The sequence below is a fragment of the Streptomyces sp. NPDC002888 genome, from assembly GCF_042888465.1.
Taxonomy (GTDB): Bacteria; Actinomycetota; Actinomycetes; order Streptomycetales; family Streptomycetaceae; genus Streptomyces.
In genome coordinates this window covers 1-17,846 of the sequence record NZ_JBIAPU010000054.1, presented here as the reverse complement: position 1 = coordinate 17,846, position 17,846 = coordinate 1, and the positions used below count along the sequence as shown (strand labels likewise).

The following is a 17,846-nucleotide window of genomic DNA, read 5'->3' as shown; positions in this document are numbered from 1 at the left end:
ACGCGGGATCATCGACGCATGGACGTCACCCTGCACCTCGCCCAGGACCCCGAGGCCGACGAGCTCCTCGGGCGCTCCCCGCTCGCCGCGCTGACCGGCATGCTGCTGGACCAGCAGGTTCCGATGGAGTGGGCGTTCAAGGGCCCCCGCACGATCGCCGACCGGCTCGGCTCGTCCGACCTCGACGCGCACGAGATCGCCGCCCAGGACCCCGAGGCCTTCGCCGCCCTGCTCTCCGAGAAGCCGGCCGTGCACCGCTACCCCGGCTCCATGGCCAAGCGCATCCAGCAGCTGTGCCAGTACCTCGTCGAGCACTACGACGGTGACGCCGAGGCCGTCTGGAAGGGCGTAGGCGAGGGGCGGGAGCTGCTGAAGCGCCTGGAGGAACTCCCCGGGTTCGGCAAGCAGAAGGCACAGATCTTCCTGGCGCTGCTCGGCAAGCAGCTCGGCGTGCGGCCCGAGGGCTGGCGGGAGGCGGCGGGCGCCTACGGCGAACCGAAGTCCTTCCGGTCCGTCGCCGACATCACCGGCCCCGAGTCCCTGACCAAGGTGCGCGCGCACAAGCAGGAGATGAAGGCGGCGGCGAAGGCCGCCAAGACCGGGAGGACCGGGAAGCAGTAGGCGTCAGCCGGGTGGCCCGCCCCCGATGGCGGGCCGGTCGCGGCCGGTCCCAGCATGGACCATGACCGAGCCACCGACCGGCTCCCCCCAGGGCCCGGACTACGACGACCGAAGGGTGCACGCCCGCCACACCGCGTCCGCGCCCACCGCGTCCACGCACACCGCGACGGCCCACGAGCCCGAGCCGCCCTTCGAGGGCCCCCTGCACGCGCTGTCCCGCGCCGCCTGGCAGGTCGTCCTGGTCACCGGCGTCGCCTCCCTGGTCATGGGCGTCCTGGTGCTGGTCTGGCCGGGCGCCTCGCTGTTCGCGGCCGGCATCCTCTTCGGCCTCTACCTCGTGATCAGCGGCGTCTTCCAACTGGTCGCCGCCTTCGGCACGCACAAGACCACCTCGCTGCGCGTCCTGGCCTTCATCAGCGGCGCCCTGTCGATCCTGCTGGGCCTGTTCTGCTTCCGCGGCCCCATGCAGTCGATCCTGCTGCTCGCCCTGTGGATCGGCATCGGCTGGCTGATCCGCGGCATCACCCAGACGCTGGCCGCCGCCTCCGACTCCTCCATGCCCGCGCGCGGCTGGCAGATCTTCCTCGGGATCGTCACCGTCGTCGGCGGCATCGTGCTGATCGACTCGCCCTTCGAGTCGGTCGCCGTCCTCACCCTCGTCGGCGGCATCTGGCTGGTCGCCGTCGGAGTCGTCGAGATCGTCGTCGCGCTCACCATCCGCAGGCGGGCCCGCCAGGTCCCGCACACCGTGTGATGCCCCCCGTCCCCCGTCCCCCGTCCCCCGTCCCCCATCCCTCATCCCTCATCCCCCGTCCCCACGTACGCCTCGTCCCTCCCGTACGCCGTACGAGCGGATTTGGCGGCCGACGCGATGAACGCCCCGGGACCGGCGGGGAGATGACCCCCGTGAGCACCGCACGAGGCCTTCCGCGCGGCCGCGCCTGGCTGCGGGTGCTCGTGGTGCTGCTCGCCGTACTGGTGCCGGGCGCGCACGCCGAGGCGCCCACGGCGCCCGTCGGGGCCGCCGTCGGGGAGAGCGTCGAGTACGACGCCCTCGACACGCTCCTACGACCCCCGTCCCGCCACGCCCACCGCTCCGCCGCACCCCTGCGTCCCGCACCCCTCCCGGCCTCGCCACCCGGCGTCCTCGCGGACCTGCCGCTGCCGGCGCCGCCCGGCCCGCCGTACACCCCGCACATCCTGCGCTCCGTGGTCCTGCGCTGCTGACGTGCCTGCCCGCCTCCCCGGGCCGACCGGCACAACTCCCCTCACGGGAAACCCAGCACGCGAGACAAGGACCGAGGAACACAGCCATGCCCACAGACCCGTACGCCGTCCTGCGCGCCCTGCTGCGCGCGGAGGCCGCCCGCAGCACCTCGAAGCCGCAGCTGAAGGAAGCGAGGCCGCAGCAGCAGCGGCCCCCGAAGGAACGCGGACGCTGAACTGCCGGCGGAGGCGGGCCGACCGCCTCCGCCACGCGCACGTGACGAAGAACACATCACCCCCTTGGGAGGGAATCAGCTGAAGCATCCGGGGAAGGGAACGCGCGCTGGGTGCGCCCGGATCGAGGACCGGGCGCGTTCTTTCCGGTTCGCCCCCTTTCACGGCACCTTTCCCCCCTCACACTCCGTCGCCATGGCTGCGCCCGGAAGGTCTGGGCCGGTAGGCTTTCCGTGTGATCTTCAAGCGCATCGGAAACGGCCGGCCGTACCCCGACCACGGCCGGGAAAGCACCCGGCAGTGGGCGGACGTCGCGCCGCGCCCGGTCCGCCTCGATCAGTTGGTGACGACCAAGCAGCAGCTCGACCTGGAAACGCTCCTCGCCGAGGACTCGACGTTCTACGGCGACCTCTTCGCGCATGTCGTGAAGTGGCAGGGCGACCTCTACCTGGAGGACGGGCTGCACCGCGCGGTGCGGGCCGCGCTGCAGCAGCGCCAGGTGCTGCACGCGCGCGTGCTCGAGCTGGACTGACGTAGGCCGGTTGCGGGTTGGCCCTTTCGGGTTCTCCTGAGCGGTGCCGAATGATCATCTAGTAGGCATGGCCGCCCGGGCGCACTACGCTGCGCTCATGAGCATGCTGACTCCCCCGGGCATGGGCGGCAAGTACCGGATCACGGGGGACAAGTACCCACGAATGCGCCCTCACCGACGGCGCGGCAGGCTCGCCGTCGTGACCGTCGCCTGTGCCGCCGCGCTCGGAGTCGCGGGCTGGGGAACCCTGCAGCTCATCGATGTCTTCACCGGTGGCGGCGGAACGGCCTCGGCGGCCGGTACCAAGGCGGACTGTGACACCAAGGCGAGCCCCTCGGCGGGCACGACGCCCGCCGCCGCGGCCGTGCCCGAGCCGGGCCGGATCACCGTCAACGTCTTCAACGCCACGCCCCGCAGCGGGCTCGCCAAGAAGACCGCCGACGAGCTGAAGAAGCGCGGCTTCCGGATCGGCGACGTGGGCAACGCGGGCAAGCAGTACGACAAGAAGGTCGACGGGACCGGCGTCCTGCTCGGTCCCGCCTCCTCCCTGAACAGCTCGCTGCCCGTCCTCGCCACCCAGCTCGCCGGCGCCGAGCGCCGCACCGACGCCGCCCGCAAGGGCGACACCGTCGACCTGATCATCGGCACCGGCTTCAAGGAACTGACCAAGCAGGCGGACGCCGACAAGTCGCTGGCCGCGCTGGCCGCGCCTAAGCCGACGCCCAGCGCGGGCAAGAAGAGCTGCTGAGGCAGTCCGTACGGCTCAGGGGGCCTTATCCGTACGGCTCAAGGGTTTTTATTCGGCCGCGCCGTAAAGCCGGTCCCCCGCGTCTCCCAGGCCGGGGACGATGTAGCCGTGCTCGTTGAGGTGGTCGTCGACCGCGGCCGTGACGACCGTGACCGGCGAACCCGCGAGCTCGCGCTCCATCAGCTCGACACCCTCCGGGGCGGCCAGCAGCACCACCGCGGTCACATCGTCCGCGCCGCGCTTGATCAGCTCCCGGATCGCCGCGACCAGGGTGCCGCCGGTGGCGAGCATCGGGTCCAGGACGTACACCTGACGCCCGGAGAGGTCCTCCGGCATGCGCGTGGCGTACGTGGACGCCTCCAGCGTCTCCTCGTTGCGGATCATGCCGAGGAAGCCCACCTCGGCGGTCGGCAGCAGCCGCACCATGCCGTCCAGCATCCCGAGGCCGGCCCGCAGGATCGGCACGACCAGCGGGCGCGGGTAGGAGAGCTTGACGCCGGTGGTCCCGGCGACCGGGGTGATGATGTCGACCTGCTCCGTGCGCACATCGCGCGTGGCCTCGTAGGCGAGCAGGGTGACCAGTTCGTCGGCGAGACGGCGGAAGGTCGCGGAGTCCGTGCGCTGGTCGCGCAGCGTGGTGAGCTTGTGGGCGACCAAGGGGTGGTCGACGACGTGGAGACGCATGACCACAACAGTAACTGGGCCCCATGGCACCAGCGCCCCCACGCTCCGTAAGGCTCTGCCCATTGCCCTCACCCGTCCGCAGGTATCAAACCCGCCGACCGGGGGAAAGTGGTGGGAACGGACTGGGGTGGTGAGCCGATGCCCGACCTGCCTGACCGCACATCCGAACATGGCCCCTCGCGGGAGCCCGAGACGGACGCTGAGCGCCGCCGACGCCGCGCCCAGTTCCTGCGCGATCTCGCCGAGGCCCGCGAACTGCGCGACCGCGTCCAGCCCCGCCGCGCGAAGGCCGCCCGGCTGCGGCACGCGATGCGAATGCGGACGTTCCGCTGGTAGGGGCGTACACCGGGAAGATCCACGCCCACTGGGGCGTTGCGGCGGCGGGTGTGAGCGGACGCCTGGGAAAGCCGCGTACGATCCGCAGGTGGCCGCAACGAGTGTGCTGGTGAGTTGCTTCGGACGTGCTCAGGGACGTGCGATCAAAACCACCGGACACAGGGAGCGGAAGACGTCCCCTGAACGCCTTGTTTCTGCCACGATTCCGAGTGGGTGGGGCTCGGAGCCAAGCTCTCTCCGCCCGTAACCTCCGCCGGGGGGACCCCCAACCGGCACGCCTAAGACCAGTGGGAGAGTCACGGTGTACTTCGCCGCACTGCTCGCGCGCACCGAAGACGGGTGGGAAGCGAGCGACACAGAGCTCGACGATGTGGAAACCCTGTCGGATCTGGCCGACCTCGCCCGGGAAGCCTCCCCCGACGAGGACACGGTGCTCGTGCTGATCGAGCAGGAGGACGCCTGGTTCGGCGTCGTCCGCATCGACGGCGAGGAGGACCCTCGCATCTATGTCTCGGATGCCGCCGCCGCTGCCCGCAGCAGCTACGGCGAAATCCTGCTCACCGACGAACTGCTCGGCAGGGATCCCGGCGACGACGACGCCGACCTGGACTCCCTCGACCTCGACGGCACCGAGGACGGTGAGGACGGGGACGACGACACCGAGGACGGCGGCTCCGCCGACGCCGTGCCGCACGGCCCCGTCGGTGACGTCGGCATCCTCGACGACCTCGGGGTCACCGAGAAGGAGCTGAAGTTGCTGTCCGCGGACGCGGTCACGGAGATCGCCGACGCCCTGGGCGCCTCGGAGACCCTGGAGACCGTCCGCTGACCGCACCGACCGCGGGAGGGACGCCCGACCCGGTACGCGACCGGTGGCGGGCCGCGATGCGGCTCGCCCTCGACGAGGCCGGGCAGGCCGTCCAAGGCGGTGACGTCCCGGTCGGCGCCGTCGTGCTGGCCGCGGACGGCACGACCGTACTCGCGACCGGACACAACGAGCGCGAGGCCATCGGCGACCCGACCGCGCACGCGGAGGTCCTGGCGATCCGGCGTGCGGCCTCGCGGCTGGGCGAATGGCGGCTGTCCGGCTGCACCCTCGTCGTGACGCTGGAGCCCTGCACGATGTGCGCGGGCGCCCTCGTCCAGTCCCGCGTGGACCGAGTCGTCTACGGCGCCCGTGACGACAAGGCGGGCGCGGCCGGCTCCCTCTGGGACGTCGTACGGGACCGGCGGCTCAACCACCGTCCCGAGGTGATCGAGGGAGTGCTCGCGGACGACTGCGCGCGACTGCTCACCGAGTTCTTCCGCTCCCCCTGAATACCGATTTCAAAGCAGGCCACGCCGTGCTGTAAGGTCTCCCTCGGTAGCGTGTCCGAGCGGCCGAAGGAGCTCGCCTCGAAAGCGAGTGTGGCGCAAGTCACCGAGGGTTCAAATCCCTCCGCTACCGCTCTTGACGAGGGGCTCGATCCGATGGATCGGGCCTCTCGTGGCGTTCGGGCTCCGCTTGCCCAGGTAGAGCCAGACGAGGCCGCCGAAGACCGGGGCGTGGAACAGGAAGAGCAGCCACAGCAGCTTCGGCACGAACCGGAACTGGTCCGACGGAGTGCGGACGCAGTCGATCAGGGTCGTCACCGACATCAGGACCACGAGGCCCACCAGGGCACAGGTCAGCAGTTGCACCATTCGTCTCTTCTCCCTTTTGCGTCGGCCTCGGAGAGGCGTTCACTGCCTCATCGGACGAGACCCCGCGAACGGTTCACGGCACTTCACGGCACTTCACGGCCCGTTCCTGGACGCCGAGCTGTTGATCCTTAAATAGGACATGTAGTTACACTCACCGTCGTCGGCAACAGGGGGCCCTACGGGCACAACAGTCACAGGGAGGCCGCGGTGGCGGTGAACGCCAAGAAGATCGCCGTGTACGTGCTCGTGGTCTTCGCGCTGTACGTGATCATCACGGACCCGGCCAAGGCCGCGGACTACGTCCAGATAGGGTTCGAGGGCATATCGGACGCCGCCAAGGCCGTGGGCGAGTTCATGACGTGGATCGCAGGCGGAGCCAAGTAGCCAGGTCCACCGCACGCGCCAGGCCCACCGCACACGCTGGGAGTGCCCCATGATCCGCCACCTGGTCCTCTTCAGGCTCAACGAGGGCGTCGAGCGCGACGACCCCCGGGTCGTGGCGGGCGTCGCGGCCTTCCGCGCCCTCGGCGACACGATCGAGGAACTGCGCTTCTGGGAGCTGGGCTGGAACATCAGCGACCGGCCCATCGCCTACGACTTCGCGATCAACTCGGCGGTCGAGGACGCGGACGCCCTGAAGCGCTACCTGGAACACCCCGACCACCAGGCGGGCGTCGCCCTGTGGCGGGAGTTCGCCACGTGGGCGGTCGCGGACTACGAGTTCTGAGCAAATTCCGGGCCCCACACTCCCGAAGCCCTTCGCCGATACGGCGGAGGGCTTTTGTGCTCCATATGCCCAATTATCAGCCTCAACACGGGTATATGGGGTGCTTGCACACAGTGCACATGTCTTGTGATGCTATGACCGCTTTTGACGGATGAGTTGACCGATGAAGAGGTGGCGTTGACCGTGTCGGCCAGTACTGCGCCGCCCCAGGAAGAGACTCCCGCCCAGGCCCCGACGCCGGCGCAGGCCGAGCCGCCCGCCCCCGAGAAGCGCCGCGGGGCCGACACCCGGGCGCTCACCCAGGTGCTCTTCGGCCAGCTCAAGGAGCTCCAGCCTGGCACGCCGGAGCACAACCGCGTGCGCGCGGCGCTCATCGAGGCGAACCTCCCGCTCGTGCGCTACGCGGCCGCCCGCTTCCGCTCCCGCAACGAGCCCATGGAGGACGTCGTCCAGGTGGGCACCATCGGCCTCATCAACGCCATCGACCGCTTCGACCCGGACCGGGGCGTGCAGTTCCCGACGTTCGCGATGCCGACGGTCGTCGGCGAGATCAAGCGGTACTTCCGCGACAACGTCCGCACAGTCCACGTACCGCGCCGGCTGCACGAGCTGTGGGTGCAGGTCAACACCGCGACCGAGGACCTCACCACCGCCTTCGGGCGCACCCCGACGACCGCCGAGATCGCCGACCGGCTGCGCATCACCGAGGAGGAGGTGCTGTCCTGCATCGAGGCCGGACGGTCGTACCACGCGACCTCGCTGGAGGCCGCCCAGGAGGGCGACGGGCTGCCGGGCCTGCTGGACCGGCTCGGCTACGAGGACCCGGCGCTGGACGGCGTGGAGCACCGCGACCTGGTCCGCCACCTCCTCGTCCAGCTCCCGGAGCGGGAACAGCGCATCCTTCTCCTGCGCTACTACAGCAATCTGACCCAGTCACAGATCAGCGCGGAACTCGGCGTCTCCCAGATGCACGTGTCGCGGCTACTCGCGCGTAGCTTCCAGCGACTGCGATCCGCAAACAGGATCGAGGCGTAACTCCCAGGAGCGAATCGCTCACCTGGGCTGTTCCCGACAGTTCTGGGCTGAAAATCCGTCAGACCCCCTCTTTCCAGGGTCGTTTCGTTACTGAGATATCGACATGTCACTACAGCGTGTTGCCGACATGTGACATTCTGCGGGAAGCGCGTTTGCCGAGGCTCCGGCTCCGGTATTCAGGTGAAGGTCGGCGTTCCTCGATCGGGAGTGTTCGCCGCGACCGTCCCGCGACCCAAAGGGGGTGGCATGTCCGTAGACCAGGGCAGCTCGAAGGTGCTCACGCTCACGAAGAGCGAGTCCGCGCCCGACGCCGCGCTCCACGACGTTACGGCCGTCGAGGCCACCCCGGCCCCGGCCCCGGCCTTCACGGCATCGGAAGCCATCGACACCCGCACCCTGTCCCGCTCCCTGTTCCTGCGGCTCGCCGCCCTGGACGAGAACAGCCCCGAGCGCGCCTACGTCCGGGACACGCTCATCGAGCTCAACCTCCCCCTCGTGCGCTACGCGGCGGCCCGCTTCCGCTCGCGCAACGAGCCCATGGAGGACATCGTCCAGGTCGGCACCATCGGCCTGATCAAGGCGATCGACCGCTTCGACTGCGAACGGGGCGTGGAGTTCCCGACGTTCGCGATGCCGACGGTCGTGGGCGAGATCAAGCGCTTCTTCCGCGACACGTCATGGTCGGTGCGGGTGCCGCGCCGGCTCCAGGAGCTGCGCCTCGCTCTCACCAAGGCCAGCGACGAGCTGTCCCAGAAGCTGGACCGCTCCCCGACGGTCACCGAACTCGCCGCGGTCCTGGGCGTCTCGGAGGAAGACGTCGTGGACGGCCTTGCCGTCGGCAACGCCTACACGGCGTCCTCCCTCGACTCCCCGGCCCCCGAGGACGACGGCGGCGAGGGCTCCCTGGCGGACCGCCTGGGCTACGAGGACACGGCGCTGGAGGGCGTCGAGTACCGCGAGTCCCTGAAGCCGCTGCTGGCCAAGCTGCCGCCCCGCGAGCGCCGCATCATCATGCTGCGCTTCTTCGCCAACATGACCCAGTCCCAGATCGGCGAGGAGGTCGGCATCTCCCAGATGCACGTCTCCCGCCTCCTGACCCGCACGCTGCAGCAGCTGCGCGACGGGCTCATCTCCGACTGAGCCGTGGGGCCCCCGAGGGGTTCCTTCCTGACGCACCGTCAGCCACACTGACGCGATGCGTCGAGCGACATGGACACGGACACATGGCCGCCGCCGCGCCTTGATCGGCGCGTCGGCGGCCGTCGTCTGCCTGGGCGGAGTCCTGGGAGCATGCGGAGCGGACGGCGACGGCCACGGCTACGTGGCGATCGGCTCCGGGGGCGACCCGTCGGCGTCGGGGGCGGGGGCGAGGCCGACGGAGGGCGTGAGGTTGGTACCGCTGGATGAGCCGGCGGGCCGGCCGGGGGATGCGCCGGGGAGTGGTGGCGACGGCTCCGGGACCGACAGCGGGTCCGGGGGCGACAGCGGTTCGGGGAACGGCAGCGGCCCGGAGAGCGGAGAGGGTTCGGGAAGCCAAGGGACCCCGGGAACCCCAGGAACCTCGGGAAGCACGGCAAGCACGGAGGGCTCGGGGAGCGCAGAAGGAACGGGGAACTCAGAAGGCTCGGCACCGGACCCGCAGCCCGACCCCGGCACCCCACGCCCCACACCGAGCCCCGACATCACCCCGAACGCCCCCACCCCCTCGCCCACGAGCCCAACACCCCGCCCGCCCTCAGGCAGTACGCCGGCCCCCTCCCCCGCGACCCCCGCCGCCCTCACCGCAGGCACCCCGGAGCGCGAGCCCGCGGACCAGCGCTGGTGCGAGAAGGTCACCGTCGCCTTCCACAACAGCGGGGGTACGCCGGTCCGCTCGGGCACGGTGACCTTCGGAACGCACATCATCGGCGCGCTGGGAGTCGACTGGGCGACGATCGAGTCGACGCAGGAACTCCCCGCACCGATCGCACCCGGCGCCCGCAAGGAAAAGACCTGGACGGTCTGCGTCGACGCCTGGCGCGTGCCGCTGGGCATGCACGTGGAGACACGGGACGTGTCCGTCGAGTGGGAGTGACGCCGCCAGGCGGTATGCCTTCGGCAGGCCTGCCGACGGGAAAGGGAGCCCCATGGGCAGGCATGCCTACGAGGACGCCCCGGACGCGCCCGAGGTGAACAGCCTCGTACCGGCGGCCGGTCGACGTGGTCGACGAGGTGGGGCGGATCCTGCTTCAGCGCCGGACCGGCAACGGCATGTGGGCGCTTCCGGGGGGCGCCATGGACATCGGTGAGTCCACGGACGTCCGCTGGTTCGAGCAGGCCGAAGTCGACGCGCTACCCATGCTCCCCAGCATCCGCAAGCGTGTGAACGCCTGGCTCAAGGGCGACATGCCCTCCCTGCGGCAGCCGCCGAGGGTTCGTGGCGTGGGGCGCGAGTTCGCCGTAGCGGGTCGGACCGCGCCCCTCCGAGCGCCTACTTCAGCGCCAGCCAGGCCACCGCCGCCACGATCGCCACCGCCACGATCACGCCGATGATGAGGCCGACGCGCGGGCCGGAAGGGGCCTGCTGCTGCCTGCCTGCGGGGGCCTCGTCTACGAAGGCGCGGAACATCTGGGTGCTGCCGGAGGGGTCGTGGTTGCCCTGGGGGCCCTGGGTGTTAGCCATGCCCCGAGACACTAGCGAATCCGGGGGTGTGGCCCAAGTGGGGGCTAGGGGGCCCTATCGCCGCACTTCACCTGCGTGTTTACGGTCGCAATACTTGCCTTTGCCAAGTTTTTGCGACACGGCTTCCCGTTTTATTTGCCTGTAGCAACCAAGCGGTTCTATGGTTGCCCTAAGCAACGATAACGGGAGGTGCGATGGCAGAGCAGGCGCAGTACGAGGAGCTCGCGCGTCAGCTCAGGGCCGTCGGGGCTGTGAAACGGGACCTCGGGCGGATTTTGCCGCCCGACTGCCCGGCCGGCTCGGCCGCCGTACTCACGCTGCTGGGACGGGACGGCGACATGCGCATGAGCAAGCTCGCCGAGCTGCTCGCGGTGGACATGTCGGTCACCAGCCGGCATGTGGCGCACGTGGCCGATCGGGGCTGGATCCAGCGCTCCCCCGACCCGGCGGACAAGCGCTCGCGCATCCTGCGCCTCACCCCGGCGGGCAGCGCGCAACTGGACGAGCTGTCCCGGCGCAGCACAGACCTGCTGGCCGATCGCCTGAGCGACTGGACCGACGACGAGGTCGAGCAGCTCGTGCGGTGCCTGTCCCGGCTACGGGCCAGCTTCGGCGACTGCCGCTCGGCGCCCCGGTCGGCCGCACCCCGGCCACCCGCGCCCCGGCCGCCCGCACGGCCCACACCTGCCGTACTCGACATGACCACCCGTACACCCGCAAACACGTAAGAAAAGGAAGCCCATGGCAACGACCACACCAGCCGGTGTGCGGGCTCACGCCAAGCACGGGGGAGGTTCCCACGGGTCCTCCGGCGGCGCGCCGATGACGCACCGGCAGATCATGGAGGCGCTCTCCGGGCTGCTGCTCGGCATGTTCGTGGCGATCCTGTCGTCCACGATCGTCACCAACGCCCTCCCCGAGATCATCGGCGACCTCGGCGGCGGCCAGTCCGCCTACACCTGGGTCGTCACCGCCGCGCTGCTGTCCATGACCGCGGCCACTCCCCTGTGGGGCAAGCTCGCCGACCTGTACAGCAAGAAGGCACTCGTCCAGATAGCCCTCGTCATCTATGTGCTGGGATCGGCCGCCGCGGGTCTGTCGCAGAACCCCGGCATGCTGATCGCGTGCCGCGTGGTGCAGGGCATAGGCGTCGGCGGTCTCTCCGCCCTCGCCCAGATCGTGATGGCCGCGATGATCTCCCCGCGTGAGCGTGGGCGTTACTCCGGCTACCTCGGCGCGACCTTCGCCGTCGCCACCGTCGGCGGTCCGCTGCTCGGCGGTGTCATCACCGACACGAGCTGGCTCGGCTGGCGCTGGTGCTTCTACGTCGGTGTGCCGTTCGCGATCCTCGCGCTGATCGTGCTGCAGAAGACCCTGCACCTGCCCGTCGTGAAGCGGGACGTGAAGGTCGACTGGGGCGGCGCCTTCCTCATCTCCGCCGCGGTCTCGCTGCTGCTGGTCTGGGTCACCTTCGCCGGTGACAAGTACGACTGGCTGTCCTGGCAGACGTACGCGATGGTCGGCGGCTCGGTCGTTATCGGCCTGCTGTTCGTGCTCGTCGAGTCCAAGGCGAGCGAGCCGATCATCCCGCTGCGGCTGTTCCGCAACCGCACCATCACCCTGTCGTCGCTCGCCTCGATGTTCGTGGGCGTCGCGATGTTCACCGGCACCGTCTTCTTCAGCCAGTACTTCCAGCTGGCGCGGGACAAGTCCCCGACCATGTCGGGTGTCATGACGATCCCGATGATCGGCGGGCTGTTCGTCTCCTCCACCGTCTCCGGGCAGTTCATCACCCGCACCGGCCGCTGGAAGGCCTGGCTGGTCAGCGGCGGTGTGCTGGTGACGGCCGGAATGGGTCTGCTGGGCACCATCCGGTACGACACGGACTACTGGAAGATGGCCGTCTTCATGGCGCTGCTGGGTCTCGGCATCGGCATGATGATGCAGAACCTGGTGCTCTCCACGCAGAACCAGGTGGCCCCGTCCGACCTGGGCGCCGCCAGCTCCACGGTCACCTTCTTCCGTTCCCTCGGCGGTGCGGTCGGCGTCTCCGCGCTGGGCGCGGTCATGGCCCACCGGATCACCGACTACGCCCAGGACGGCATCGCCGGCCTCGGCCCCAAGTACGCCTCCCTGGCGAACGGTGCGAGCTCCACCGGCGAGATCCCCGACATGGACAAGCTGCCCGCGCCGCTGCGCACGGTGATGGAGAGCGCGTACGGCCACGGCATCGCGGACGTCTTCCTGATCGCCTCGGGCCTGGCGCTGCTCGCCTTCCTCATCACGCTGTTCATCAAGGAGGTCCCGCTGAGGACCAAGGGCGCGCTGGAGCAGGGCACCGCGCAGGAGACTCCGGCCGACGCCGAGGCCTCCGTCGCGGCCACGGCCGAGACCGGGGAGAAGTCCCCCAGCTGGGCCACCGCCTCCACCGAGACCGACCCGACCGGCCCGACCGGCCCCGAGGGCACCCAGCGCCTCGCCGCCGCCGTCGCGGTGGCCACGAAGGAGTCCGCCGGTTCCGGCGCCTCCGGCGGCATCCCGGTCCGCGGCCATGTCCGCGGCGCCGAGAGCGCGCCCGTCCCGCAGGCCGCCGTCACCCTGATCTCGCTCTCCGGCCGCCAGCTGGGCCGCTCGGTCGCCCAGGCCGACGGCGCCTACGCCCTGGACGCGCCGGGCACGGGATCGTACGTCCTGATCGCCTCCGCCGACGGGTTCCAGCCGCAGGCGTCCACGATCGTCGTGAACGGTGACGAGCCGATCGCCTACGACATCCTGCTCAGCGGCACCAGCGGGCTGAACGGCACCGTGCGGGCCGCGGGGACCGGGCTGGCGGTCAAGGACGCGATGGTGATCGTGACCGATGTGCGCGGGGACCTGCTGGCCACCGGGACCACCGGTGAGCAGGGCGAGTTCGGCTTCGCCGAGCTGGTGCCGGGTGCCGTGACCGTCGCCGTCAACGCCGCCGGGTTCCGGCCGCGCGCCCTGCCCGTCGAGGTGGGCGGCACCGGCGTCACCCGCGTCGAGGTCGAACTGGACGCGGGGGCCCAGCTCCAGGGCGTCGTACGGGCGCCGCACGGGCCGCTGGCCGACGCGCGCGTCACCCTCGTCGACGCGGCGGGCAACGTGGTCGGCACGGCGACGACCGGGGTGGACGGGGCGTACGCCTTCGCCGACCTCGACGGCGGCGAGTACACGGTCATCGCGACCGGTTACCCGCCGGTGGCCACCGCGCTGACGGTGAACGGCACCGGAGTCGACGGCCACGACATCGAGCTCGCCCACCCCGGCGAGTAGTCCGACCCCGGCCCGTGGCGGGCCGCGCGCTCCGGATCTCGGGCGCGCCCCGCCGCGGGCCGGTTCCATGTGCGCCATGTGTGCCAGGTGCGCCATGGGTTCCACTTGTTCCATGTGAGGAGTTGCTGAGATGGGACTGACCGCGAGGATCCACACCCGTGACGGATGGGCCGTGTCGCACGCGGTCGTCACGGTGACCGACATGACGGGCACGCAGGTGCTGCGCGCCGAGGCCGACGCGGACGGCGTCGCACGGGACGCGACGGCGCTGGCGCCGGGGGCGTACACCGTCATCGTCACGGCCGTCGGGTACGCACCCGTCGCCTCCAGCGCGATCGTCACCGCGAGCGGACGGGCCGAGGTGGGCACGGTGACGCTGGCCCGCCAGGGCGGCACCGAGCTGCCGCCGCCCGGGCCGTGGACCGTCGACCCGGCGCACTCCACGGTTGGCGCCGTCGCCCAGCACCTGGGTATCTCCAGCGTGCACGGGCGGTTCACGGACTTCACCGCCGCCATCGAGATCGCCCCGGACGACGTCACCAAGTCCCGGGTGGAGGCCGTCATCCGCGCAGCCTCCATCGACACGGGCAACGGCATGCGCGACGGCCACCTGAAGTCCGCGGACTTCCTGGACGTCGAGAAGTACCCCGAGATCACCTACCTCTCGACGGGCCTGACGGCTTCCGGCCCGGACCGCTGGACCGTGCACGGGGAGCTGACCCTGCACGGCGTCGTACGCCCCGTCGACCTGGACCTCGCCTACCTCGGCACCGGATCCGACCCCTGGGGCGGGACGCGGGCCGCGTTCCGGGCGACGACGGAGCTGCGGCGCGAGGACTTCGCCATGAACTACAACCAGGTCGTGCAGGCCGGCATCGCCGCCATCGGTACGACCCTCAAGGTCGAGCTGGACGTCCAGGCCGTGCAGGGCGAGTCACTGCCGCAGACATAGGCACGGCAGGGTCAGCCGAAGCGGCACCCCGAGCGCCTAGGCTGGCGCCATGGCACCGAACATCGCGACCAACACGCGCGTCTCCCTGGACGAGTTGCTGGACTTTGTACGCCCCCGCCACCGCGCCCTCCTGCTGACCCGCCGCGCCGACGGCAGCCCCCAGGCGTCCCCTCTGACCTGCGGTGTCGACGACTCCGGGCGGATCGTGGTCTCCACGTACCCCGAGCGCGCCAAGACCCGCAACGCCAAGCGGGACCCGCGCGTCAGCGTCGTCATCCTGAGCGACGACTGGAACGGCCCGTGGGTCCAGATCGACGGCACCGCCGAGATCGTCGACACGCCCGACTCCGTCGAACCGCTCGTGGAGTACTACCGCAACATCGCCGGTGAACACCCGGACTGGGACGAGTATCGGGCGGCGATGGTCAAGCAGGGCAAGTCGGTCATCCGGATCACACCGGAGAAGTGGGGACCAGTGGCCACCGGTGGCTTCCCGGCGCGGCTGGTCGCCGAGTAGCCGGCAGCTGCCCTCAGCCGCGCTCCACCATCGCCTCGATCCCCGCGATCAGCAGGTCCAGGGCGAAGGTGAAGTCGCGGTTCAGCATCTCCTCGACCGTATCGCCGCCGCGGGCCGCCATGATCTCCTTCGACTCCTCGATGATCTGGGCGGCAGCGGGCGCCTCGGTCACCGAGGTCATGGCGTGCTGGAAGTAGTCGTCCGGGGTCATGCCGGCGTCCTCGACGCGGGCGAAGAAGTGGCCCTCGATCGTGCCGTAGCCGTACACGAACTGGAAGACCGCGGAGATCGCGCCCGTCACGCCGTGCGCGGGCAGCCCGGTGCGGCGGATGACGCGCTGGACCGTGCGGGAGAAGGCGAGCGCGTTCGGCCCGATGTTGAGGTAGCGCCCGGCGAGCGGTGACACCCAGGGATGGCGGACCAGCTGGGTGCGGTAGGCCGTGGCCAGCGTGCGCAGCTGGTCGCGCCAGTCCTCGTCCTCCGCCTCCGGGTCGGGCAGGCCGAGCTCGCCGAAGACCGCGTCCAGGGCGAGTTCGAGGAGTTCGTCCTTGTTGTCGACGTACCAGTAGACCGACATCGCCGTCACGTTCAGCTCGGCGGCCAGCCTGCGCATGGAGAACTTGGCGAGCCCCTCGGCGTCCAGCAGCCGCACGGTGACCTCGGTGATGCCCTCCCGGTCGAGCCCCGACGGCTGCCCGCCCCTGCGACCACCCCGGCGCGCCTTGTCCTCCAGCCACACACTGCCCCGCGCGGCCCGCTCGGCTGCCTTCACCATGGCGCACCTTCCTCACTCGGTCACTTCTCAAGATGCTAGGTGGCAGCCAACCTCTTAAGGGGCGCGGGACTGCGCCGATATGCGGCTCCGCCGCGTGGGCGCGATCAACCACACACAACCCGCACTCACGCGACATCCCCAGCCCCCGAGCTCTCAGGCCACCAATGCCGCCGCTTCCTCCCTCGCCGCCCTGCGCAGCAGCACCGTCGCCACCACACCCCCCAGCAACACAGCCAACGCCCCCACCAGCAAACTGGTCTCCAACCCGGAGGAGAACGCGTCGACAACGCGCCCCTTCTCCTCGGCCGAGCCCGCCGCGGCGACCGTCGCCGGCAACGACGCCGCCGCCCCCGGAACCAGCGCCGCGAACCGGGAGTTGAGGACAGCCCCCAGCACCGCCACGCCCAACCCGGTCCCGAACTCGGCCAGCGTTCCGTTGATTCCCGCGCCGACCCCCGCCTTCGCGGGCGGGATCGCGCTCATGATGGCGTGGGCCATGGCCGGGCTGGCGACCGCGGTCCCCACCCCGATGAGCAGCAGCCCGAGCAGCGTCCCGGCGTATCCGTGCGCGGCGAGCATGGCGATCGACGCCAGGCCCCCGGACATGAGCACCATCCCCAGCAGGATGGACACGGGTCCACCGAGCCTGGCCATCACCTTCGCCGACAGCCCGGTGAAGTTGAGGGCCACGACGGTCAGCGCCAGTGGCGCGGTGCGCAGGCCGGCCTCCAGAGGGCCGTATCCGAGGACGAACTGCAGGTGCTGGGTGAGCAGGAACAGCGCGCCGCCCATCCCGAAGGTGACCAGGACCGCGCCGGCCACCGCGCCCGTGAACCGGCGGTCACGGAAGAAGTGCGGGTCGAGCATGGGGTACGGGATCCTGCTCTCCCAGTAGGCGAACAGGGCGAGGACGACGACCGCGACGGCCGCGCTCACCAGCACCCGTGACGACGTCCAGCCGTGCGTCGGGCCGGAGATGATCGCGAAGACGAGCGAGGCCATGCCGATCGTGGAGAGCAGCGCGCCGAGCAGGTCGGGGCGGTCGCCCTGCGGGTTCTTGGACTCGGGGACCAGGGCGACGACCGCCGCCAGGCCCAGCGCGGCGACCGGCAGGTTGATCAGGAAGATCGCGCCCCACCAGAAGTGGTTCAGCATGAAGCCGCCGATGAGCGGTCCGGCGGCGAAGCCCAGCGAGTTCACCGCGGCCCAGATGCCGATCGCCTTCGGCTGTTCCTCGGGCGTGAAGATCTGCATCGCCACGGCGAGGGTGGTGGTCAGCAGCAGCGCGCCGCCGACGCCCATGCCGGCCCGCGCGGCGATCAACTGGCCGGTGGAGTCGGCGAGTCCGGCGACCAGCGAGCCGACACCGAACAGGGCCAGTCCCGTTATCAGCATCTTCTTGCGGCCGTAGCGGTCGGCGGCGCTGCCCGCGGTGAGCAGCAGTCCGGACTGCACGAGCGAGTACGCGTTGATCATCCACTGGATGTCGGAGGTCGCCGCGTCCAACTCCTCGGTGAGGGAGGGGATCGCGACGTTCAGGATCGTGTTGTCGAGCAGCACGGTGAGCTGCGCGAGACAGATGACGCCGAGGATCAGCCAGCGCTGGGGGTGGCCCTGGGTGTGCGTCTGGGCCTGTTCCTGGGGGGACGTTGTCATGCTGTACACCGTAGAACGACTCCCATACGGTGTACAACGGAGATATGAGGAAGGGGGGGGGGGGGGGGGGGGGGGGGGGGGGGGGGGGGGGCCGGGCGCCCCGCGGCCGCGGGGGGGCGGCCGGGGGCGGCGCAGCGGGGAGCGAGGGCGTGGGAGGTGGCTGTGTGAGGCGAACGCAGAGGGG

At 70.6% G+C, this 17,846-nt stretch carries 23 protein-coding genes and 1 tRNA gene; 19 read left to right on the top strand and 5 right to left on the bottom strand.

What is annotated here, in order from left to right; translation table 11 throughout:
- Window positions 1-18 precede the first annotated feature (18 nt).
- From ACFYWX_RS47000 to ACFYWX_RS46975, 6 genes are all read left to right on the top strand, one after another.
- Window positions 19-621, top strand: a complete 603-nt coding sequence (locus ACFYWX_RS47000; protein WP_389431683.1) for an HhH-GPD-type base excision DNA repair protein — start codon at window positions 19-21, stop codon at window positions 619-621.
- A gap of 61 nt (window positions 622-682) precedes the next feature.
- Window positions 683-1,375, top strand: coding sequence for an HdeD family acid-resistance protein (locus ACFYWX_RS46995; protein WP_389431682.1), 693 nt, complete (start codon window positions 683-685; stop codon window positions 1,373-1,375).
- Between the two features lie 152 nt (window positions 1,376-1,527).
- The gene (locus ACFYWX_RS46990) at window positions 1,528-1,848 is read left to right on the top strand and encodes a hypothetical protein (RefSeq protein WP_389431681.1); all 321 of its coding nucleotides are present in this window, start codon (window positions 1,528-1,530) and stop codon (window positions 1,846-1,848) included.
- An 86-nt stretch (window positions 1,849-1,934) separates the two neighbouring features.
- Window positions 1,935-2,063: a hypothetical protein gene (locus ACFYWX_RS46985; protein ID WP_389431680.1), complete on the top strand. Its 129-nt coding sequence runs from the start codon at window positions 1,935-1,937 to the stop codon at window positions 2,061-2,063.
- Between the two features lie 233 nt (window positions 2,064-2,296).
- Window positions 2,297-2,593, top strand: a complete 297-nt coding sequence (locus tag ACFYWX_RS46980; protein ID WP_004943146.1) for a type II toxin-antitoxin system VapB family antitoxin — start codon at window positions 2,297-2,299, stop codon at window positions 2,591-2,593.
- A 121-nt stretch (window positions 2,594-2,714) separates the two neighbouring features.
- On the top strand, window positions 2,715-3,341 hold the full coding sequence (locus ACFYWX_RS46975) for a LytR C-terminal domain-containing protein (RefSeq protein WP_389431705.1): 627 nt from the start codon (window positions 2,715-2,717) through the stop codon (window positions 3,339-3,341).
- 48 nt (window positions 3,342-3,389) lie between these two features.
- Here ACFYWX_RS46975 and upp read toward each other — a convergent pair whose 3' ends face one another.
- Entirely contained in the window at window positions 3,390-4,025 is a 636-nt protein-coding gene (gene upp / locus ACFYWX_RS46970) for a uracil phosphoribosyltransferase (protein WP_389431679.1), read from the bottom strand.
- Between the two features lie 138 nt (window positions 4,026-4,163).
- On the opposite strand from upp, the gene ACFYWX_RS46965 reads away from it, so the two are divergent.
- The 4 genes from ACFYWX_RS46965 to ACFYWX_RS46950 all read left to right on the top strand — a co-directional run bounded on the left by ACFYWX_RS46965 (window position 4,164) and on the right by ACFYWX_RS46950 (window position 5,808).
- Window positions 4,164-4,361 (top strand): hypothetical protein, encoded by a 198-nt coding sequence (locus tag ACFYWX_RS46965; RefSeq protein WP_389431678.1) that lies wholly within the window; start codon window positions 4,164-4,166, stop codon window positions 4,359-4,361.
- Between the two features lie 301 nt (window positions 4,362-4,662).
- On the top strand, window positions 4,663-5,190 hold the full coding sequence (locus ACFYWX_RS46960; protein ID WP_389431677.1) for a hypothetical protein: 528 nt from the start codon (window positions 4,663-4,665) through the stop codon (window positions 5,188-5,190).
- Window positions 5,191-5,246: 56 nt separating this feature from the next.
- Window positions 5,247-5,678, top strand: a complete 432-nt coding sequence (tadA, locus tag ACFYWX_RS46955; protein WP_389431676.1) for a tRNA adenosine(34) deaminase TadA — start codon at window positions 5,247-5,249, stop codon at window positions 5,676-5,678.
- A 45-nt stretch (window positions 5,679-5,723) separates the two neighbouring features.
- A tRNA-Ser gene (locus tag ACFYWX_RS46950) sits at window positions 5,724-5,808 on the top strand.
- Here the strand turns inward: ACFYWX_RS46950 and ACFYWX_RS46945 are convergent.
- Window positions 5,790-6,044, bottom strand: a complete 255-nt coding sequence (locus ACFYWX_RS46945) for a PLD nuclease N-terminal domain-containing protein (RefSeq protein WP_389431675.1) — start codon at window positions 6,042-6,044, stop codon at window positions 5,790-5,792. The two genes, ACFYWX_RS46950 and ACFYWX_RS46945, sit on opposite strands and share 19 nt — an antisense overlap.
- A gap of 207 nt (window positions 6,045-6,251) precedes the next feature.
- Here ACFYWX_RS46945 and ACFYWX_RS46940 point away from each other — a divergent pair, with 207 nt between their 5' ends.
- The 5 genes from ACFYWX_RS46940 to ACFYWX_RS46920 all read left to right on the top strand — a co-directional run bounded on the left by ACFYWX_RS46940 (window position 6,252) and on the right by ACFYWX_RS46920 (window position 9,880).
- A complete protein-coding gene (locus ACFYWX_RS46940; RefSeq protein WP_389431674.1) occupies window positions 6,252-6,428 on the top strand; it encodes a hypothetical protein in 177 nt (58 codons plus the stop codon).
- Window positions 6,429-6,477: 49 nt separating this feature from the next.
- Window positions 6,478-6,771, top strand: coding sequence for a Dabb family protein (locus ACFYWX_RS46935; protein ID WP_389431673.1), 294 nt, complete (start codon window positions 6,478-6,480; stop codon window positions 6,769-6,771).
- A gap of 177 nt (window positions 6,772-6,948) precedes the next feature.
- On the top strand, window positions 6,949-7,806 hold the full coding sequence (locus ACFYWX_RS46930; protein WP_389431704.1) for an RNA polymerase sigma factor SigF: 858 nt from the start codon (window positions 6,949-6,951) through the stop codon (window positions 7,804-7,806).
- A gap of 246 nt (window positions 7,807-8,052) precedes the next feature.
- Entirely contained in the window at window positions 8,053-8,946 is an 894-nt protein-coding gene (locus tag ACFYWX_RS46925) for an RNA polymerase sigma factor SigF (RefSeq protein WP_389431672.1), read from the top strand.
- Between the two features lie 55 nt (window positions 8,947-9,001).
- Complete coding sequence (locus ACFYWX_RS46920; protein ID WP_389431671.1) at window positions 9,002-9,880, top strand: hypothetical protein; 879 nt, start codon at window positions 9,002-9,004, stop codon at window positions 9,878-9,880.
- Window positions 9,881-10,276: 396 nt separating this feature from the next.
- On the opposite strand, the gene ACFYWX_RS46915 is transcribed toward ACFYWX_RS46920, so the two are convergent.
- Window positions 10,277-10,468, bottom strand: coding sequence for a hypothetical protein (locus tag ACFYWX_RS46915; RefSeq protein ID WP_389431670.1), 192 nt, complete (start codon window positions 10,466-10,468; stop codon window positions 10,277-10,279).
- A gap of 194 nt (window positions 10,469-10,662) precedes the next feature.
- On the opposite strand from ACFYWX_RS46915, the gene ACFYWX_RS46910 reads away from it, so the two are divergent.
- The 4 genes from ACFYWX_RS46910 (at window position 10,663) to ACFYWX_RS46895 (ending at window position 15,231) form a co-directional block, all read left to right on the top strand.
- Window positions 10,663-11,196, top strand: a complete 534-nt coding sequence (locus ACFYWX_RS46910) for a MarR family winged helix-turn-helix transcriptional regulator (protein WP_389431669.1) — start codon at window positions 10,663-10,665, stop codon at window positions 11,194-11,196.
- A 13-nt stretch (window positions 11,197-11,209) separates the two neighbouring features.
- Entirely contained in the window at window positions 11,210-13,762 is a 2,553-nt protein-coding gene (locus ACFYWX_RS46905) for an MFS transporter (protein ID WP_389431668.1), read from the top strand.
- Between the two features lie 130 nt (window positions 13,763-13,892).
- Window positions 13,893-14,714: a YceI family protein gene (locus tag ACFYWX_RS46900; RefSeq protein WP_389431667.1), complete on the top strand. Its 822-nt coding sequence runs from the start codon at window positions 13,893-13,895 to the stop codon at window positions 14,712-14,714.
- A 49-nt stretch (window positions 14,715-14,763) separates the two neighbouring features.
- Window positions 14,764-15,231 (top strand): PPOX class F420-dependent oxidoreductase, encoded by a 468-nt coding sequence (locus ACFYWX_RS46895; protein WP_389431666.1) that lies wholly within the window; start codon window positions 14,764-14,766, stop codon window positions 15,229-15,231.
- Window positions 15,232-15,244: 13 nt separating this feature from the next.
- Here the strand turns inward: ACFYWX_RS46895 and ACFYWX_RS46890 are convergent, their stop codons facing one another.
- Window positions 15,245-16,006: a TetR/AcrR family transcriptional regulator gene (locus ACFYWX_RS46890; RefSeq protein WP_389431665.1), complete on the bottom strand. Its 762-nt coding sequence runs from the start codon at window positions 16,004-16,006 to the stop codon at window positions 15,245-15,247.
- Between the two features lie 153 nt (window positions 16,007-16,159).
- Window positions 16,160-17,662 (bottom strand): MFS transporter, encoded by a 1,503-nt coding sequence (locus ACFYWX_RS46885; RefSeq protein ID WP_389431664.1) that lies wholly within the window; start codon window positions 17,660-17,662, stop codon window positions 16,160-16,162.
- Window positions 17,663-17,846 lie beyond the last annotated feature (184 nt).